This window comes from Komagataeibacter europaeus LMG 18890, assembly GCF_000285295.1.
GTDB classification, from domain to species: domain Bacteria; phylum Pseudomonadota; class Alphaproteobacteria; order Acetobacterales; family Acetobacteraceae; genus Komagataeibacter; species Komagataeibacter europaeus.
In genome coordinates this window covers 16437-34430 of the sequence record NZ_CADP01000030.1, presented here as the reverse complement: position 1 = coordinate 34430, position 17994 = coordinate 16437, and the positions used below count along the sequence as shown (strand labels likewise).

Genomic DNA, 17994 nt, shown 5'->3' with positions numbered 1-17994 from the left:
CTGTGTCAGGCGGGCTTTCTGTCCCCCGCCATGACGATCCACAAGGCCATCCGGGCCATCCGCATTGAAACGCAGCACCCAGTCACGGATACTCTGACGGTCTGTCCCCGCAAGCAGGGCCGCCTCGCCGCGCGAGGCGCCATCATAAATCGCCGCAAGCGCCAACAGGCGACGCGACTGACCCGCATGCCGGCTTCTGCGCGCAAGGCGTCGCAACTCCGAACTATCATGATCGTCACGCAGGGATAGAGGGCTGCCCATCCAGAATGCCTCCTTCAGAGAATGGTCTGCATCCTATGAATCACATTTTTAAACCGATGGGTACCCCGTGAGTCAGGCCAAACAATGGTTGGTATAAGGCCGTTACCTGGGCCATGAATCCATATGTCATATTTGCCAATACTGTCGGGGCAGGATGTATTTTCAGAAATAAATACATCCCACCCCGTTTTTTATAAACGAAGGATAATTGGATAATTCAGTCCAGTACAGATCTTGCAATCATGAAGACGTTTCTGGGGAAGCTTTTTTTCAGAAAACCCGGAAGGACGCCGCCTTTTAAAAAAAACGCCACCCCCAAAAATATTTATTCTTTCTTATCAACAATTTGTTTCCAGACAGACATGCCAACCCCTCTCAATGACAGGCATATTCAGGGGGAACATCCATCCGGACCGGTCGTTATGACGCCAACAGGTTGCATGCGGGACAACAGCACAAACCATGTCCCCGCAACCTTTTACAGTTGACGGAGAACGATCATGGCCAACCATGTGTCCAATACGGTCCGCACATCAGACAGTACGACGGCAATGCCGGATGCCATGCCCCTTCACGACATGCAAACCGAAACGCAGGCCCATCCCCAGCATGGCCGGCTGGCGGGACGGACCATCGCCATCCTTGCCACCAACGGGGTAGAGGAAGTGGAACTGACCGAACCTGTCGCGGCGTTGCGGCAGGCCGGGGCGCAGACCGTCCTTGTCTCCCCCACCCATGGGTCCATCCAGGCCATGGAAGCGGATGTTCACCCCACCCACCGCTATCAGGTCGACCTGCTGGTGGCACAGGCCCATGCGCGCAATTTTGATGGGCTGGTCCTGCCTGGCGGCACCACCAGCCCCGATCACCTGCGCATGGATGACGACGCCGTGCGGTTCGTGCGCGAATTCGTCCAGGCCGATAAACCGATCGCCGCCATCTGTCACGGACCATGGACGCTGATCAATGCCAATGGGGTACGGGGTCACCGGATCACGTCATGGCCCTCCCTGCGCGCGGACCTGACCAATGCAGGCGCGCATTGGGTGGATGAGGAAGTGGTCACCGACGGCACGCTGGTTACATCCCGCAATCCCCATGACCTGAAAGCCTTCTGTCCCGCCATTGTCGCGCTTTTTGCGGCTGCCCACCACCACGCCCCGCAATAGGATGGAAGGGGCAAGGACATGATGGAAAACCGCACTTTCCTGAGATATTACGCGTCCACCATGCTCTGTGCCGGGGCGGTGACGCTGGGGGCCGGATTCATTGCATGGTGGCGCGGGCGCAGGATAGATGAACCGGCCACGGCAGACCCGCCAGCCACCATGTCGGCGAAAAGACCGGTCGAGGATGAACCGGAGGAAACCGATACCACGCGCCACGTCGCGCGCCGGGTCATACAGTATTTTGTCATACCTGTCTGGCTGGCATCGGGTCTGACGGACTGGTGGTGCCACCGCCGGACGGATATCGAACACACCACGGGACTGAAGGAAACCGGCATCCACCTGCTTATGCTGGGGGAAGCGGCGTTTCCGGTTCTGGCCGGGCTGTTTCTGGAAATAGACGCGCCGGTCCTGTCATTCATGATCGCATCATTTTTCGTGCATGAAGCAACAGCCATGTGGGATGTCAGCTATGCCGTGACCCGCCGCGAGGTCCAGCCGATGGAACAGCATGTCCATAGCTTCCTCGAGATGGTTCCGCTGCTGGCCGTCGCCCTGATCGCGGTCCTGCACTGGCCGCAGGTACAGGCGCTGCTGGGCCGCAAGGTCATCCGGTCCAGGCCATTGCGGATGAAGCGCGTGCCGCTGGGGCTGCCCTATGCACTGGGCGCGCTGGGCATGATGGCCGTGTTCGAGGTCCTGCCTTATTGCGAGGAAGCCCTGCGCGACTGGAAGGCCAATCCCGGTCGACTGACGCCACCTGCGGGCCAGCCAGTTTGAGACGCGATTTGAAAACAGATCACTGATAAAAAATAAACATGTCCGGGCGCTGCCTTAAAAAAAGGCGGCGTTCCTCGAAGCCGCCTGAAAAAGCCGCTGACCCGCACCAAATGGCAGGACCATGTGATCCCATACAGATGACAGGCCGCCACAACCCNATGCGGGTTGTGGCGAAAACCGTTTCCGGACATGGCCCTGATCATAAAAACCGTGTCGCTACATGAAGCGGTTATTTACCCGTTGCAGCCATGCGCGCGCTTGCATGCGCCCGGCGATAAAGCCGCGCGACCTGCAGGGCAACGTCATCATGTCCCTTCAGGGTATGGTTATGGAACGCCCGCACACTGTCATGCGTGGCGTAAAAGCGGCGCGTCTGGCGATCCGCTTCAAGAATGACGGTGCCAAGGAAAGTACCGTCAATTTCGATGATACGTGATTCAAGCATTGAAAAGACTGCCCTTGCATGTCCGCGATGGAATGCGGACGGTTTCCGGCAGAATTTCCACCGGCTGTTTTATGGAATGGTCACCCGCACAATGGGGGCGGTAGCGATGGTGCGACATCGATCAGTGCTACGCATTCGCATGGCTGGCTGGATCATCGATCATCATCCCGCATGATTATTGACGTATATGGCGTTTCAGTCGGGATCATACACACCCGGCGATATACGTCAACACATAATAACATATATATAGTGGAATAATTTATATATCATAATATGTGACATTTCACATATCGTTAATAAATTATTCCTTTTTAACAGCATGTTATATGCATTTTTTATCCGTTTCCGCACGGTGGCCAATATGCCTGCATATGGCCGTCCCATCCCGTTCACACGGCTAGGATCGTCGGAACGACCATGCATAATATCATTATTTTTTGTTATATTTTTATATGACAATTTTTATATGCACATTTTTATTGATGTGTTTATATAATCCACATATGAAACAGGATAACTGATTCCCTGAACGTGGACCGGAAAAAAGACCTGCCAGTCCGATATCATGGAACAACCCTGCGCACGGTTTCCTGCCCACCCGCTTCTGCCCATCCAAGGAGACAGGCAATGGCCATTTCACCCGGCTGGAAAGCCCCGGATTTCATGACCGATACCACCATGGGCCCGATCCGTTTCCACGCATGGGGCCATGGGTGCTGGCGCATTGTCCTGACCCATCCGGCAGGTTACAGCACGCAAAGCCTGCGGGCCGGAATACGGTGGGCGCGCACCTGCGTGCAGCCCGTGCGCCTGCTGGGTCTTTCACCACTACATTCCCCGCGCCTTGCGGATATGCCGCCCCACCCTTCTGCCATCACGCTGCCAGCCATGCCGGATTTCCCGGTCATTCATGATGAAACTGGCCACATTGCCAGTCTGTGGCGGGGTATTGAGGTGGATGTCGGGCCAGAAAACCCGGCACTGGAGGAACATGCGGCGTTCATCATTGATCCCGACAATACGGTTCGCAGCACCCTGCTCCACCCCCCTGCCACCGAGCAGGACTTTGCCACGGTCATACACGTGGCACGCGGGTTTGGTATTGACTGCGCGCCACTCAGACACATTCCCCGTGCGGCATAGAAAACTCGGGGACGTGACCGGACAGGCTGGTTCACCACGCATACGAGGCAATGCGTGACAGCCTGCAGGCCAGCATGTCTCCACGTGCGTACAATCCACTGATCACCCTGCTGAAAGCATGAAGATGCCCCTGCCCCTTTCCACAGATCCGGATCCGATGTTCAGGACAGTCATGCCGCCATACGCCCCGGACCACGGGACAACCGTGGAAAATGCGCTGATACAGGCCCTTGCCGGGTTCGCCATTGTCATCGTGCCCGGCCTGGATGGATCGGGGCCGCGTCACTGGCAGTCACGTTGGGAACTGTTCTTACGCCTGCGCGGGATTACGGTGCATCGTGTCCAGCAGGATGACTGGACACGCCCGACCTATCCGGACTGGAAACGGCAACTGCAACAGACCTTACACGCCTGCCATCAACCTGTCATTCTGGTGGCCCATAGTCTGGGCGCCGTACTGAGCGTGCGCATGGCGAGCGAACATGGGCTGGATGGCGTCGCCGGGGCCTTTCTGGTCGCACCGGCGGATATTGACCACCATCATGGCCCCGATTCTGGCCGGATAACCAGTTTTGGGCCGCTGCCAGCAACACCGCTGCCCTTCCCTGCCGTACTTATGGCCAGTCAGGATGATGAATGGCTGTCGATGTCCCGCGCCCGGCATCTGGCCGTGCAATGGCAGGCAACGCTGGTCAACGCAGGCGCGGTGGGTCATATCGGCAATCATGCCCGTGTCGGCCTGTGGCCTGATGGCATGGCAGCGCTGGATGGTCTGGCGCGTTCCCTTGCCGTGCAGGCCACGTCCCCCCTGTAGATCGTGGCGCACGGATAGAAGGCTGCAGCGATCCGCCCATTCCCATGCATAACCATGTGATCTTCCCAAAATAAAATGCTTCAGGTCCCTTCGCATGGGCGACCCTTCATGGCATAGACACAATGCAAATGCGTCGCATTTATGTGTCAGACTGTTGGAAAGGGAGGCGTCGTGACCACAGACAGGACAGAAGACCGGACACGCCTGACACGTAACCGCATAGCGGGTATCGTGATTGCCTGTCTGGTTTCATATCCTGTTGCCTGTTTCGTAATGATGGACATTGCGGGCATGTCGGGCGGCAATGCCACTGTCCAGTTGGGCCAGATCATTGCGCTTGCCGGCCTGCCGGTACTGATCGTGCTGTGCTTCAGCGCATATGCGGGCCTGCTGAGCGTATGTGCTGCCGGATGTGTCGCGATCATTGTTGGACTGCTGGTTTCCTGATGCGTGAAACCCTGCGTACCCGCATGGGATGGTTACATGGCTGGGCAGGTTTTGTAGTTGGCCTGCTTGCCGTATGCATTTTCATGACGGGCACCCTGTCGGTGTTCGATACGGAAATCACACGATGGATGCAGCCTGAAAACCAGGTACCTGCCTACACCCCCCTGACCGATACCGCCCTGGATGCCGCATCCAGCCTGATCCATGAACAGCAGGTCCGTGGGGTGTCGGTTTTCCTGACGCTGCCCTCCGCCCGGTCGCCAACCCTTGATGTGCTGCATTATGACGGGCGGCAGTTTGTGGGCACGCTGCTTGACCCCCGCACCGGCATGCCCATCCCGGTCCGCGCCACGATGGGGGGGACTTTCTTCTTCAGTTTCCACTATACCCTGCTGGAAGGGACGACGGGCACCCGTATCGTCAATATTGCTGGCGTTATCCTGCTTGTCGCCATCGGGTCGGGGATTGTCATTCATATCCGTGCGCTTGTTCCCGATATCGTAAGGCTGCGCCTGTCCGCCGCACGCCTGCGCGGATGGCTGGATGCCCATCTGCTGGTCAGCGTGCTGTTCCTGCCCTTCACCATCATGATCATCTATACCGGTGTACTGGTCAATGCAGGCCTGATCCTGCCTGCCATACCGCTGGCAAACCTGTTTGTTCATGAAAAGCCGCCAACGACCCCTGCATCAGGCACCAAGGCCGCGCCGGGTGTTCCGCCCCCCCTGCCGCCGCTTGCCCCGCTTCTTGCAACAGCACGCCACAGCCTGCAGGGACGCGATGCGGGCTTTATCCTTTTTTCCCCTGACCGCCTGAGCGTATACGCCAGTGATGCATCCGGGCCTTTCCTGACCCGCGACCATGCCGATTTCCGCCTGCCGGACGGTCGCCTGCTGGGCATGACGACAACGCCGGGTCGCATCGCCCACATCATGCAGGTCATGCATGGCCTGCATTATGCCCGTTTTGCCACCCCGGGCCTGCGCTGGCTGTATTTCGTATCGGGTCTGTGCGCCACGGCCATGATCGGCAGCGGACTTGTCCTGTTCCTGATGAAACGGCGCAGCAGATCGGGACACCGGATCGGTTTTCGTGTGGCGGAAAGCCTGACCATCAGCACACTGACCGGCCTGCCTGTCAGCGCACTGGCATTCCTGTGGTGCAACCGTATGCTACCGACCAGCATGGCAGGCCGGAACCGTATGGAAATCGGCTGTTTCCTGGGCGCATGGATCCTGTGCGCCGGCCATGCCAGCCTATGCACATCAGGCAGGCGCATGAACATGGCGTGGAGGCCACAGTTGCGCCTGATTGCGTTACTGGGGGGCGGCCTGCCCGTGCTCGATGCCCTGACCGGCTCACGGGCCGTGTACAGCCTGCCTGCCATTCATGCAGCAATAGATGGCACGGGACTGCTTGTGGCGATTATTGTCCTGTATATCCGCCGCAGGCTGAAAGGTGACGGAGAATGATCTTTCCCGCCACCTTCCTGCTCTGGCTCATGACGTTTTCATGCCATGTACGGCTGCATCCGCACCGTTACGGGTTCGCCACGCTTGCCCCGCATGGACAATGCATGGCGCTTGTCGGCCGGATTGCCGCCCCTGCCGTCGCACTGGTACTGGCGGCCCGGATGGGCGGGGTGACGGGTGTGCTCATGTGGTTCTCCAGCCTGTCCATCGCAGGGCTGTGCATAGCCCTGTGGCTGGCGTCACGCCGTCACTGAACGGCAGGAAGGGATGGCTTTACCAGCCACCCCACCCCCAGCCCCCCACGAACCCGCCATAGGGATAGCCATAGTAGCCGGGATAAACGGGGTAACCATAACCGTCATATACATAAGGCGGCGGACCACCATACCATCCCGGGCCACCACCCCAGCCACCGGGACCACGGTCCCAGCCACCACGCGGGCCGCCGCCCCAGCCACCGCCACGGGGACCACCGCCCGGACCGCCGGGACCACCCCGGCCGCCAAATCCTGGTCCACCACCATGGCCACCACCGCCAGGGCCGCCATGGCCGCCGCCACTGGGACCATGCTGTGCATGTGCATGGGATAGCGGCAGAACCGGCGCAGCGGCCAGCGCCACGACAGTCAGTGCCATTGTCAGGGATTTCATATGCCTCATTACCCTACTCCTTTTCCCTTAACCTGATATCACGTCACGACAAAACAATGGCGGATTGTCACACTACTGTATCAATATACCGTTTATTCCGGGCAACTGGCATGAAAACCCCGCATGACCACAGATACAGCCAGAGAAAAATGCATATTCCAATAATGATAACGGCACAAATCCATATTCATGGCGAATTTCCGGTAATGAATATCACATTACATAAATATAATTCATGACGGCAAACAGGGACAGATCCCGTAAAAAGGTAAAGTGCCGGCAGGCAGGATACATAAGCCCGTTGCCCCCGAACGGGTTCCGGATCCCCGACGGATTACGACATGGGCGCATCACGACGATCATGCTGTCCCATGATCCATTGCGTTGGGCATGACGGCCAACCTGTCCATCCGGCATGATTACGATTTCACTGCATCGTCCCTGATGTCATTGCGGTTTATCGCGGCAACAGGCCACGGTCGGTTCCGCATACAAGATCCCGGCAGTCATCCCCCCTCGCCTGATGCCACGGTGACGGTCAATCCCGACCGACATTATCCATGGCGCGGCGAACGGGCTGTCCTGTTACGCGACAATGCCTGCATCCGTCACAATATAAAACTGTCCGCTGGATAATCAGTCAGAACATGACCAGACGGGCAGGTTCCCATCCGGTTGGGGTGATGCGGTTGCAGCCTGCCACAAAGCATGCTGGATCACCCGTGGCGCAAGGGTTCTTTTGGCCGCATTCCCCCGGTCCACCTCAGCACCCTGCATCAAACGGTCCGCCACATCACGAAACAGGCTGCGTGAGGGCCGCCTGCCGCATAGCATGCCTTCGACTTCGGGCACATACCATGGCCTGCTGGCCACGCCACCCAGCGCCACCCGACCGTGCCGGATGACATCGCCATCCATTTCCAGCCCCACCGCAACCGAGACGACGGCAAGCGCCAGGACATTCAGGTCACGTATCTTGAGATAGGTATAATGACTACCGAACGAGATCGGTGGCAGGTCAATCGACAGGACCAGTTCACCGGGCCGCAGGACAGTTTCAAGCCATGGCGTACCGCCCGGCAGACGATGGTAATCACGCGCATGGACCCGGCGCGCGCCCTGCGGTCCGTACAGGTTGATCGTGGCGTCCAGCATGGCCAGCACCACGCACATATCGGACGGGAAGGCCGCGATACAGTCAGCACTTGTGCCCAGTATGGCATGGACCCGGTTGCGTGTGCCCCGCGCGGCGCAGCCCGTTCCGGGCGCGCGTTTGTTGCATGCGGCGTTCGTATCATAAAAATAATGGCACCGCGTACGCTGGTTGATATTGCCCCCATTGGTGGCAACGTGGCGGATGCGCGCGCTGGCTCCGGCAAGAAGGGCCGAGGCCAGGATGGGATAGTTCGTGCGTACCAGCGGATGGGCGGCCGTGCGGGCATTGGTCGTCAGCGCCCCAAGCCGCAGCCCCCCATCGGGCAACGGTTCGATGGCGTCAAGCGACAGCGCCTTTATGTTGATGACGTGTTCAGGCCGTTCGACATCCACTTTCATCAGGTCGATCAGGCTGGTCCCACCGGCGAGGTAACGACTATGCGGCGGCGCCCTTACGACAGCCGCCAGCGTATCGGGCCTGCTGTAAAAAAATGCCCTCATGCCATCCCCCTGGGAAAGTCCGGAACCGTTCCAATGCGCCTTCCCAACTTCGGGGCGGCAGCAGGGTTGCCGGTCAGCCCCCTTGCAATCATTCACTTATTCATGAAATGTGCCGGCTTTATGTCTTTCCGTTCCATATCGGCATTCGAACGGCATGTCGCCCGCATCCGCCGCGTATCGAAATCAGGTAGCAGGATCTACGCGGGCTGTGCCTTGCGTGCCGCCAGATAGTCCTGGGTCGTACGGAAACCGGTTTCCTGTGCGTTGAGCAGGCTTTCAAGATGTTCGCGGTTATTGACCAGACCACGCGAAAGGATATGCCCCTGCCCGTCCAGAAGGAAGGCGGATGGCAGATTGTCCACTTCAAGGATACGGCCAAGGTCCGGGTCGTTGATGAACTTTTCCGGGTCGATATGCTGGCTGCTGACGAAGGCCTGCTGCATCTGTGGCGTATCATCGCCTGCAAAGATCAGATCCAGCTTCTCACGCTGGCAGAACATGCGGGCGATCGGGATCATCTTGCGCGAAATGGGACAGGTCGATGCAACGAACATGACCAGCCGGCCAACGGGCGCGCCCTGTGTCAGCACGACATCGCGGCCCGTGGCCAGGGTATGGAATGCGCGGTCGGGACAACGGTCGCCCGGCTGGGGACCGGCAGCACTGATCAGCGCGCCGACAGGCGGGATTTCACGGAACATCTGCCGGACCTGCCGCAGCAGTTGCCACAGCGTCCATGCCGCCATCAGCAGGACCAGCGTACATATGGAAGATGAAACCACGAGTATTTCCATTGGTCGGCCTGCCACTGCTGTGTGGAATAATGAAGACGCATGGCCCATGCATACATGCACGGACCGGAATGATCCTACCGCCATCCAGCCGGCATGATCCAGATGGCGGGCCGGTATTTTGCGCCTTTTGAAAATAAACGTGACATATCCGTTACATATGTGCATCCAAGCCATAACGTTTCTTGATCGTTCTATAATGCTGGTATAATCCTTGAATGATTCCTGGATGGGATAACGATTTCATGACTGTAAGTTACAGCGGCGCATGCCGTAACCTGTTTGGCCTTTTTCTGTGTGGACTGGTTGCGTCAACCGCCCTTTCCCCGACCGTGGCGGTCGGGGCGGAACCTGTTCTGCAGACGGAACAGAGCGATACCATTACCCTGCCCGCCGCCGGTCCCCATACGATCCTGGTTGAAGACGCCGTTTACAACCATAACAAGGACGGCCGGGTCTATGTGGTGGATGCGGACCATGGCCGGCGTCTGGGCATGGTACAGGCCGCCTACAACGCCAACGTGGCGCAGTCCCCCGACGGGCAGCATTTCTATGTCGCGGAAACGACATGGGCACATGGCAACCGCGGGCAGCGCGATGACCTGCTGGTCCAGTATGACCCGCATACGCTGGCTGTCCTGTCAGATGAAAAACTGCCGGCACGCGCCCTGGTCACGCCCAAGAAAAACGATCTGGCCATCAGTGCCGATGGCGGCCGGGCCTATGTCTATGTCATGAGCCCGACCAACGGCGTGGAAGTGATCGACACGCACAACCATACGGTTGAACAGACGGTTGAAGTTCCCGGCTGCGCACTCGCCTATCCATGGGGCAATAGCGGTTTCTCCTCGCTGTGCGCGGATGGCACGCTGGCCAACGTCTCCATCGGCACGGATGGCAAGGCGTCACTGACCCATTCCGCTCCCTTCTTCGTGCCGGACCGTGATGGCGTGCTGGAACATAGCCCGGGCACGCATGACGGGCATATGTGGTTCATTACCGACAGCGGCATGGTCTATCCCGTCAAGCTGGGTGCGACGGACGAAATCGGCACACCGTGGTCCCTGCAGCAGGGGGCGGGCATGCCGGTTGCATCCGACGCGCGCGCGCCCTTCGACGTGGCATGGCGGCCCGGTGGCTGGCAGCTTGCCGCCCTGCATGCCAGCAGCGGGGAACTGTACGTCCTCATGCACCGGGGTACGTTCTGGACCCACAAGGAAGACGGCACGGAAGTCTGGGTATTCGATACGAATACGCACAAGCGCGTGCGCCGCATTCCCCTGCCCGCCGCCAGCCCGATCGTGGGCGTGACGCAGGATGACCATCCCCTGATGTTCACGTCGGATGAAGCGGGCGACCTTCATATCCTTGATGCCCGTAGCGGCAAGCTGCAGCGCACCATGAAACATCTTGGCACGGATCTGGTCTTCACGGTCGCTCCGGGGGAATAAGAGATGGATATGCTGGTTTTGCAAGGGGCATGCGGCCTCTGTTGCGGACTGGTGGGGGGCATGTTCCTGCTTGCGGGACTGCCTAAGCTTGCGGATCACGACAGCTTCCTTGGGGTCATCGCGTCCTACCGGCTTGTGCCGTCATCACTTGTCACTGTGGTGGCGTGGGGGATCGCACTGGCGGAAACGCTGGCGGCGACGGCCCTGCTGTCCGGCATGGCGACCCGTCCGGGTGGCCTGCTGTCGCTGGCACTGATTGCCGTGTTCACGCTGGCGATGGGCATAAACGTCGCCCGTGGCCGCACCGCCCTGTCATGCGGGTGCATGCCCGGCAGCGATGGCGAGCACCTTTCATGGAAGCTGGTCGCCCGCACGGCGCTGTGCGCGCTGCCCGCACTGATGCCAGTATGGATCGCCCTGCCGCAGGCCGCGGTACTGCGGGTCGAAAGCATTGTGGGTGGGGTCTGCCTGTTCATGATGTGGCGGGCGACCCGTGTGCTGGCCCCCACGAATACGGAAGGGCTGTCATCATGATGACATTTCTGGTGATCTGGCAGGTCGCCCTGGCGATTGTGGCGCTCGGGCTGGCTGCGGGCCTGTTCGCGCTGGCCCGCCAGATCGGCATCCTGCACGAACGCCTGGCGCCCATCGGCCCGCAGGCCGCGCATCAGGGACTGGATGTTGGCCAGAGCGTCCCCCGTCTGGTCATGCGCACGCTGGCGGGCGCGCCGTTTGTCATTGGCGGCCCGCTGGATGCGGGTCGGCGGATGATGGTCATATTCGTTGCACCCGACTGTCCCGTATGCAAACGCGTCGTGCCGCTGGCACGTGCGATTGCGGGTGAGCAGGGACTGGATCTGGTGCTGGTGGGCGATGGGGCGGAACCTGAACTGAAGGAAATGGCCGCCCGTCCCGACATGGCGGGGCTTACGCTGGTTACCGGCGTGGAACTGTCGCTGGTGCTGCAGGTCAACCGGTTGCCTACACTGGTCATAATCGATGACCACGCGACCATATTGGCCAAGGATATTGTCAATACGCGCCGGCAGATCGAAGCTGCCGTCCAGTCTTCTGAAGCCGGAGCCAAGAATGCCGGTAACGTCACAAAGGAAATTGCCCATGCTGCCGTCTGACAGGGCTGATAACGAACGTAACGGGTCCCTGATGGACCGCCTGACGGAAAACCTGGTGCGCAGGCTGGCCGGACAGTCATCGCGCCGTGGCGTGCTGGCCCGCCTGGGCGCCGCCATGGCGGCGGTCCCGGCATTTCCGCTGCTGCCGGTGACCCGTGCATCCGCCGCCACCGCCACCCCGGCGGCCAGGACGGTCAAGGCCCCCAGCCCGTTTGCCGCCCACGCACAGGCCAAGGATGACACGGCATGTGACTACTGGCGTTACTGCGCCATTGACGGCTACCTGTGCACATCATGCGGTGGCGGCATTCACAGCTGCCCGCCCGGCACGGCCCCTTCGCCTACTTCATGGATTGGCAGTTGCTTCAATCCACAGGATGGACGTTCCTACCTGATTGCCTATCGCGACTGCTGTGGTCAGGATGCCTGTGATGAGGTCAACTGCCTGAACACGGATGGTGACCAGCCGTCCTACCGGCCCATGGCCAATAACGACATTATCTGGTGTTTCGGCACGGGAACATCGGAAATGTACAACTGCTCAACCGCCGCAATTATCGGAAGCACGACATGATCAAGAAAACCCTCTCCCTCCTTGCTGTTGCCTGCGGTCTTGTCGCCGGCACCCATGGCGCGCACGCGGCGGAAGACGGACAGCAGCTTTACGGGGCCAATTGCGGCCTGTGCCACCAGGCGGGCGCCACGGGGGTTCCGGGGCAGTTTCCCCCGCTGAAGGGGCGTCTGGACGTCATCGCGGGTTCGCCCGAAGGCAAGACCTATCTTTCGCACCTCGTGCTGAATGGCATGACCGGCAGCATTCAGGCAGGTGGCGCAACCTATATGGGTTACATGCCGTCCTTCCGCGCCATGACGGATGAGCAGCTTGCCGCCATCCTGACCTATGTCTCCCACCTTGGGGGCAATGCGTCGGCGCCGTCCTTCACGGCTGACGAAATCCACGCGGCCCGCGACGCCACCATGCCGCCGACCGCCGTGCTGCAGGAACGCAATGCGCTTAATGACAAGAAAAAGCTGCCTTGAGAAAAGCATTGGCGCGGCCTTTGTGGCCGCGTCACTGTTTGTATCAGGGGGACTACAGGCACGGGCCAACCCTGTGCCTGCCCCCACATTGAACCAGACCCAGACCGCCTACCTGACCCATTGCGGGGGATGCCACGGTATCGAAGGTGTTTCCGGCCCGACTTTCGTACCCATGTTGCGTGATACGGTAGGCACCTTTGCCTGCAGCGAGGAAGGGCGCAGATATCTGGTACAGGTGCCCGGTGTTTCCATGTCGCTGATACGCGATGACCAGGAACTGGCCGATGTCATGAACTTCGTCCTGTTCACACTGGGTGGCAAAAGCACGCCCGCCACCGCAAAACCCTATACCGCTGCCGAAATTCATGAATGGCGACAGTCACCCATGTCCGTTACGGATTTCATGGAACGACGCGCCCATATCCTGCAAAATGCGGTCGCGGCCTGTCAGACCCATAAACCGACGTGATCCTTCCCATCACGCAAGGCAGGCCCTGACATAAAAAAAAGGATATGACCCGTCCGCGGGGCCATATCCTTTTTTATTCAAGCCCCCCGGTATACAGGCCGGGGCATTATGGGAACATGCCGCCCTATTCCGGTGCGGATGCGGTTTTTGCCTTCGCCACGTCCGCGGCACTCACCGTTGTGGAAGACCGGGCAAAATGGTGCATGACGAAATTGGCGATATCCGCCACATCCTGATCGGAATACCCACCATGGAACGCGGGCATCGCGGCGGTGCCGGTCGCCGTCTGCAATGCGCTGCCATGGGTCAGGACCTGCAGCAGGTTCTGCCCGTTCGCGGCCCCCAGCGTCGTACGTGCCCCGGCGATGGAAGCTACCGGGTTCTGTCGCCCGCTTCCATCAGGCAGGTGACATCCGGCACACGCCCCCGCATACAGCATGGCGCCATGGCTGTCTGCCTGATCGTGGGTGGCTGTCGGTTGTGTGACGGCAGGCGGCGCCCCATCCGTGGAAGACCGCGCGGGAATGTCGCGCAGGTATTCAACCATGGCACCGATATCCTGACGGGTCAGGAAACGCAGGCTGTGGCTGACAACATCCCCCATGTCACCCGATGCGCTGCCATGGCCATCCGCATGACCGGTGGACAGATAGGTGGCCAGGTCGTCCGCGCTCCATGCGCCAATCCCGTCGGTTTTCGAGGACGTGATGTTATACGCCCGCCATCCCCCCACATCCGCCCCGGCATAGGCATTGGTGGTGGACACACCCATGGTGAACGTACGCGGTGAATGACATTCCGCGCAGTGTCCCGGCCCCTCGACCAGATATCGGCCGCGGTTCCACGATGGGGTATGGGCGGGATCATCAGGGTGGGAGGACGCCGGTCCGTTGACCAGATTCCAGAAAATCATGGCTGAACGGATCGAAAACGGGAATTTCAGGGTATTTTCCGGCGGCCGCGCGGCACTGCTCGGCAGGGTCGCCAGATAGGCACGGATCGCCTTGACCTCGTCTGGCGTCATATACGCGTAATCACGGTACGGCATGGCCGGGTACAGGTGTTTCCACCCCGGTGAGACCCCGTCACGGACCGCCTTGACGAACTGGTCATCCGTCCATGCGCCGATACCAGCCTGCCGGTCCGCCGTGATGTTGGGGGAATAGATCACCCCCATGCCGGGAATGGCAAACGCACGCCCACCTGCGAATGGCGTGCCACCGGGACGGGTATGGCAGACCTCGCAATCGGCCGCGCGGGTCAGGTACTGCCCATCAGGGGCATCGGCCGCCCGCGCCCCATGGATGCCCGTGCTGGCCAGAAGCGCGAACAGCATGCCGGTGATGCGGCCAAGGCCACGTTCTGTCATGGTCATCCCTGCTGCTCCTTCTCATGGCCAGAAGGCTGGTTAAGGGGGGAAAGCAGCGGCAAAAAGCGGTAACGCCGTTTCTGGACCGCCGCCATGGCGTTGGCCAGCGCGGGGGCGGCGGCGGCGGTGCCTGTTTCCCCTATGCCACCAGGGGATTCCGTACTCTCGATCAGATGGACATCAATCCGCCCGGGGGCCTCGTTCATGCGCATGACGCGCCATGTATGGAAGTTGTCCTGCTGCACGCGCCCTTTTTCCAAGGTAATCTCGTTATACAATGCGGCACTGAAACCAAAGATCAGCCCGCCTTCGATCTGTGCCGCAATCTGGTCGGGATTGATGACCTGCCCGCAATCCACGGCGCAGGTCACGCGGCGGATGCGGACATCGTGCGGACCGGCCATTTCGATTTCAGCAACCGTGGCCAGGTATGACCCAAAGGCAAACTGCAGCGCGACCCCGCGCCCGCAATTAGGCGGCAGCGGCGTGCCCCAGCCGGATTCACGCGCCACGCGTTCCAGCACCGCAAGGGCGCGCGGGTTGTTGCGCACCATTTCACGGCGATAGGCCACGGGATCGACGCCCGCGCGCTGCGCCAGTTCGTCAATGAATCCCTCCACCACGAACAGTCCACGCGTGCCGCCCACTCCGCGCCACCATGCGGTAATCACACCGGGAGGTTCACGCCGTGCGAATTCCAGGCGATAGGCGGGATAGGTATAAGGCGTGATGACAGTGCCGACCGAAAGGTCATCATCATACCCGTTGGCACCCAGGCCAGAGGGTTCCCAGCGCGCCACCACGGCAGGACCGACGATGCGATGCGTCAGGCCGGTGATATAGCCACGTTCGTCCAGTCCCGCTTCCAGATGGTCCAGATAGGCGGGACGGAAACGGTCACGGGTAATATCTTCCTCCCGGCTCCAGATGATCTTGAGCGGATGGGAAACCTGTCGCCCGAAGCGGGCGGCCTGCGTCACATATTCATGTTCCAGCCTGCGTCCGAAGCCGCCACCGATATACTGGCTGTGCAGCCTGATCCTGTCCTTGGGCAGGCCGGTGACTTCCGCCGTGGTATCACGTGCGCGTTCAGCCACCTGCGTGCCGGTCCATATGTCGCAGCCATCGGGGCGGACATGGATGGTGCAGTTGATCGGCTCCATCGTGGCATGGGCCAGCAGGGGCTGGCGATAGGTCGCGCTGTACCGCCCATGTGCCTGGGTTATGGCCTGCTGCGCATCACCATGATGGTCCGCCAGGATGGCGGAACTGGACAGGCCGCCTTCCAACTGCCGATAGATTGCCTGCGTATCGACCGTGGCGTTCGGTCCTTCGACCCACTGCACATCCAGCGCCGCCAGTCCCTTGCGCGCAGCCCAGTAGTGGTCGGCCACAACGCAGACCGCATCATCAATCTGCAATACGGCAACCACACCACGTATCTTCAACGCCGCCTGTGTATCGACATGGCCAACATGCCCACCGATCACGGGACAGGCCGCCACCGCGCCGACCTTCTGGCCGGGCACCTGCACGTCAATGCCGAACATGGCCTGCCCGTCCACCTTCACCTGACTGTCCAGCCGGTGCATCGGGCGGCCGATCAGGCGGAACTGTGCCGGGGTTTTCAGAACAACGTCCTTCGGCACCGGCAGGTTCGCCGCATCCGCCGCAAGTTCGCCATAGGACAGGCGCTGCCCGGTGGGGCCGAGTATATAGCCGTCCTGCGCCACACAGGCGCCCGGGGCGCACGACCAGCGTGCGGCGGCCGCCTGCTGCAGCATGGTGCGCGCCGCAGCCCCCGCCTGCCGCAACGGCATCCATTCGGTCATGGAGGAGGTGGACCCGCCGGTAATCTCGGCCCCGCCACCGGGTGGTGCGGCCTCGATCCGGACGGACTGGGGATCAATGCCCAGTTCCTCGGCCATCAGCATGACGGAGGATGTATAGATCCCCTGCCCCATCTCGATATTGGGCAGGATCATCGTAACGATATTGTCACTGCCGATCCGGATATAGGCATTGGGGGCGAAGCTGGCGGTTGCATCTTCCACCAGCATGCCCGCGCCACGGCTGCGCCCGGCGGGCAGGATGGCGGCCAGCACGAAGGCCCCTGCCCCGCCCAGAACCTGCCTGCGCCGGAGTGCCGGGGAAGAAATGCGTTTCGACGTCATGGGGTTGCCCCCTGGGCTGCGGCGACATTACGGATGGCGGCACGGATACGCATGTAGGTTCCACACCGGCACAGGTTGCCCGACATGCCCGCCTCGATCTGTTCATCAGTGGGATTGGGAATTTTTTTCAGCAGGGCGATCGCAGCCATGATCTGCCCGGGCTGACAGTAGCCGCACTGCACCACGTCAATATCCAGCCAGGCCTTGCGCACGGCTGCGGCAACGGGATCCGCCTGCAGCCCCTCGATAGTGATTATGGCTTTCCGGGGCCCGATCAGTCCCACCGGCAGGGAGCATGACCGCACGGGCCTGCCATCGACATGCACGGTGCATACGCCACATTCCGCAGTGCCACAGCCATATTTGGTCCCGGTCATGCCCAGCACGTCACGCAGCACCCACAGCAAAGGCGTATCGGGGTCGACGTCCACCTCGACACTTTTGCCATTAATCTGCAATGTCAGCATGATATTCCTGTTCTGAGTGAATATGCCCCGCCTGCCGCGGTCTATTGATTTCGTGTTTGACTGTATCGCGGTTCCGTAACAAGTTCAATCAGCAGGTATATTCCCGACGGAATACAGTGATACCGTCATCCTTTTGTCGGCAGCACAAAGTATTCCGCCAGAAACATTACTGTCAGGCAATCTGGCAGCCATATTCATGGCGGGAAAATTCCATTATGGGAAAATACGGGTTCCCGGGTACCGGCGTCCGGTGACGGT

General features: G+C 60.3%; 21 protein-coding genes. 13 read left to right on the top strand and 8 right to left on the bottom strand.

The features are described 5' to 3' along the window. Positions 1-261, bottom strand: a 261-nt coding sequence (locus GEU01_RS10655) for a helix-turn-helix domain-containing protein (RefSeq protein ID WP_026018662.1), incomplete at its 3' end; no start/stop codon positions are given. Positions 262-761: 500 nt separating this feature from the next. On the opposite strand from GEU01_RS10655, the gene GEU01_RS10650 reads away from it, so the two are divergent. Both GEU01_RS10650 and GEU01_RS10645 read left to right on the top strand, forming a co-directional pair. Then, positions 762-1430, top strand: coding sequence for a type 1 glutamine amidotransferase domain-containing protein (locus GEU01_RS10650; protein ID WP_019086075.1), 669 nt, complete (start codon positions 762-764; stop codon positions 1428-1430). A gap of 18 nt (positions 1431-1448) precedes the next feature. Continuing rightward, positions 1449-2210, top strand: coding sequence for a hypothetical protein (locus tag GEU01_RS10645; RefSeq protein WP_019086074.1), 762 nt, complete (start codon positions 1449-1451; stop codon positions 2208-2210). 229 nt (positions 2211-2439) lie between these two features. Here the strand turns inward: GEU01_RS10645 and GEU01_RS10640 are convergent, their stop codons facing one another. Next, positions 2440-2655, bottom strand: a complete 216-nt coding sequence (locus GEU01_RS10640) for a hypothetical protein (protein WP_010507407.1) — start codon at positions 2653-2655, stop codon at positions 2440-2442. Positions 2656-3285: 630 nt separating this feature from the next. Between GEU01_RS10640 and GEU01_RS10635 the strand changes: the two genes are divergently transcribed. The 5 genes from GEU01_RS10635 (at position 3286) to GEU01_RS10615 (ending at position 6788) form a co-directional block, all read left to right on the top strand. After that, positions 3286-3801, top strand: a complete 516-nt coding sequence (locus tag GEU01_RS10635) for a thioredoxin domain-containing protein (protein WP_019086073.1) — start codon at positions 3286-3288, stop codon at positions 3799-3801. A 172-nt stretch (positions 3802-3973) separates the two neighbouring features. Continuing rightward, complete coding sequence (locus tag GEU01_RS10630; protein WP_232272498.1) at positions 3974-4615, top strand: RBBP9/YdeN family alpha/beta hydrolase; 642 nt, start codon at positions 3974-3976, stop codon at positions 4613-4615. Between the two features lie 171 nt (positions 4616-4786). Continuing rightward, complete coding sequence (locus GEU01_RS22625) at positions 4787-5062, top strand: hypothetical protein (protein WP_010507404.1); 276 nt, start codon at positions 4787-4789, stop codon at positions 5060-5062. Further along, positions 5062-6534 carry a PepSY-associated TM helix domain-containing protein gene (locus tag GEU01_RS10620; protein WP_019086070.1) on the top strand — a complete coding sequence of 491 codons (1473 nt, stop codon included), beginning with the start codon at positions 5062-5064 and terminating at the stop codon, positions 6532-6534. The genes GEU01_RS22625 and GEU01_RS10620 overlap by 1 nt, the downstream gene beginning before the upstream one ends. Beyond that, on the top strand, positions 6531-6788 hold the full coding sequence (locus tag GEU01_RS10615) for a hypothetical protein (RefSeq protein WP_019086069.1): 258 nt from the start codon (positions 6531-6533) through the stop codon (positions 6786-6788). The genes GEU01_RS10620 and GEU01_RS10615 overlap by 4 nt, the downstream gene beginning before the upstream one ends. Before the next feature lie 19 nt (positions 6789-6807). Here the strand turns inward: GEU01_RS10615 and GEU01_RS10610 are convergent, their stop codons facing one another. The 3 genes from GEU01_RS10610 to GEU01_RS10590 all read right to left on the bottom strand — a co-directional run bounded on the left by GEU01_RS10610 (position 6808) and on the right by GEU01_RS10590 (position 9635). After that, on the bottom strand, positions 6808-7194 hold the full coding sequence (locus GEU01_RS10610; RefSeq protein ID WP_232272497.1) for a hypothetical protein: 387 nt from the start codon (positions 7192-7194) through the stop codon (positions 6808-6810). A gap of 627 nt (positions 7195-7821) precedes the next feature. Beyond that, positions 7822-8841 (bottom strand): FAD binding domain-containing protein, encoded by a 1020-nt coding sequence (locus GEU01_RS10595; RefSeq protein ID WP_010507397.1) that lies wholly within the window; start codon positions 8839-8841, stop codon positions 7822-7824. A 197-nt stretch (positions 8842-9038) separates the two neighbouring features. Further along, positions 9039-9635 (bottom strand): thioredoxin domain-containing protein, encoded by a 597-nt coding sequence (locus tag GEU01_RS10590; protein WP_019086065.1) that lies wholly within the window; start codon positions 9633-9635, stop codon positions 9039-9041. 242 nt (positions 9636-9877) lie between these two features. On the opposite strand from GEU01_RS10590, the gene GEU01_RS10585 reads away from it, so the two are divergent. The 6 genes from GEU01_RS10585 to GEU01_RS10560 are packed head-to-tail and all read left to right on the top strand — an operon-like array spanning position 9878 to position 13726. Next, positions 9878-11083: an amine dehydrogenase large subunit gene (locus GEU01_RS10585; RefSeq protein ID WP_373321400.1), complete on the top strand. Its 1206-nt coding sequence runs from the start codon at positions 9878-9880 to the stop codon at positions 11081-11083. Between the two features lie 3 nt (positions 11084-11086). Then, positions 11087-11617, top strand: coding sequence for a MauE/DoxX family redox-associated membrane protein (locus tag GEU01_RS10580; protein WP_232272495.1), 531 nt, complete (start codon positions 11087-11089; stop codon positions 11615-11617). Beyond that, complete coding sequence (locus tag GEU01_RS10575; protein ID WP_019086062.1) at positions 11614-12216, top strand: thioredoxin domain-containing protein; 603 nt, start codon at positions 11614-11616, stop codon at positions 12214-12216. The genes GEU01_RS10580 and GEU01_RS10575 overlap by 4 nt, the downstream gene beginning before the upstream one ends. Then, positions 12203-12790, top strand: a complete 588-nt coding sequence (gene mauA, locus GEU01_RS10570) for a methylamine dehydrogenase (amicyanin) small subunit (RefSeq protein WP_010507390.1) — start codon at positions 12203-12205, stop codon at positions 12788-12790. Before GEU01_RS10575 ends, mauA begins: the two co-directional genes overlap by 14 nt. Further along, positions 12787-13257, top strand: coding sequence for a c-type cytochrome (locus GEU01_RS10565; protein WP_010507389.1), 471 nt, complete (start codon positions 12787-12789; stop codon positions 13255-13257). The genes mauA and GEU01_RS10565 overlap by 4 nt, the downstream gene beginning before the upstream one ends. Beyond that, entirely contained in the window at positions 13235-13726 is a 492-nt protein-coding gene (locus GEU01_RS10560) for a c-type cytochrome (protein ID WP_081499952.1), read from the top strand. Before GEU01_RS10565 ends, GEU01_RS10560 begins: the two co-directional genes overlap by 23 nt. 124 nt (positions 13727-13850) lie before the next feature. Here the strand turns inward: GEU01_RS10560 and GEU01_RS10555 are convergent, their stop codons facing one another. From GEU01_RS10555 to GEU01_RS10545, 3 genes are read right to left on the bottom strand one after another with little or no spacing between them, the layout of a single operon-like run. After that, positions 13851-15101, bottom strand: coding sequence for a c-type cytochrome (locus GEU01_RS10555; protein WP_019086060.1), 1251 nt, complete (start codon positions 15099-15101; stop codon positions 13851-13853). After that, positions 15098-17269: a molybdopterin cofactor-binding domain-containing protein gene (locus GEU01_RS10550; RefSeq protein WP_019086059.1), complete on the bottom strand. Its 2172-nt coding sequence runs from the start codon at positions 17267-17269 to the stop codon at positions 15098-15100. Before GEU01_RS10550 ends, GEU01_RS10555 begins: the two co-directional genes overlap by 4 nt. Next, positions 17266-17736 carry a (2Fe-2S)-binding protein gene (locus GEU01_RS10545; protein WP_019086058.1) on the bottom strand — a complete coding sequence of 157 codons (471 nt, stop codon included), beginning with the start codon at positions 17734-17736 and terminating at the stop codon, positions 17266-17268. The genes GEU01_RS10550 and GEU01_RS10545 overlap by 4 nt, the downstream gene beginning before the upstream one ends. Positions 17737-17994 lie beyond the last annotated feature (258 nt).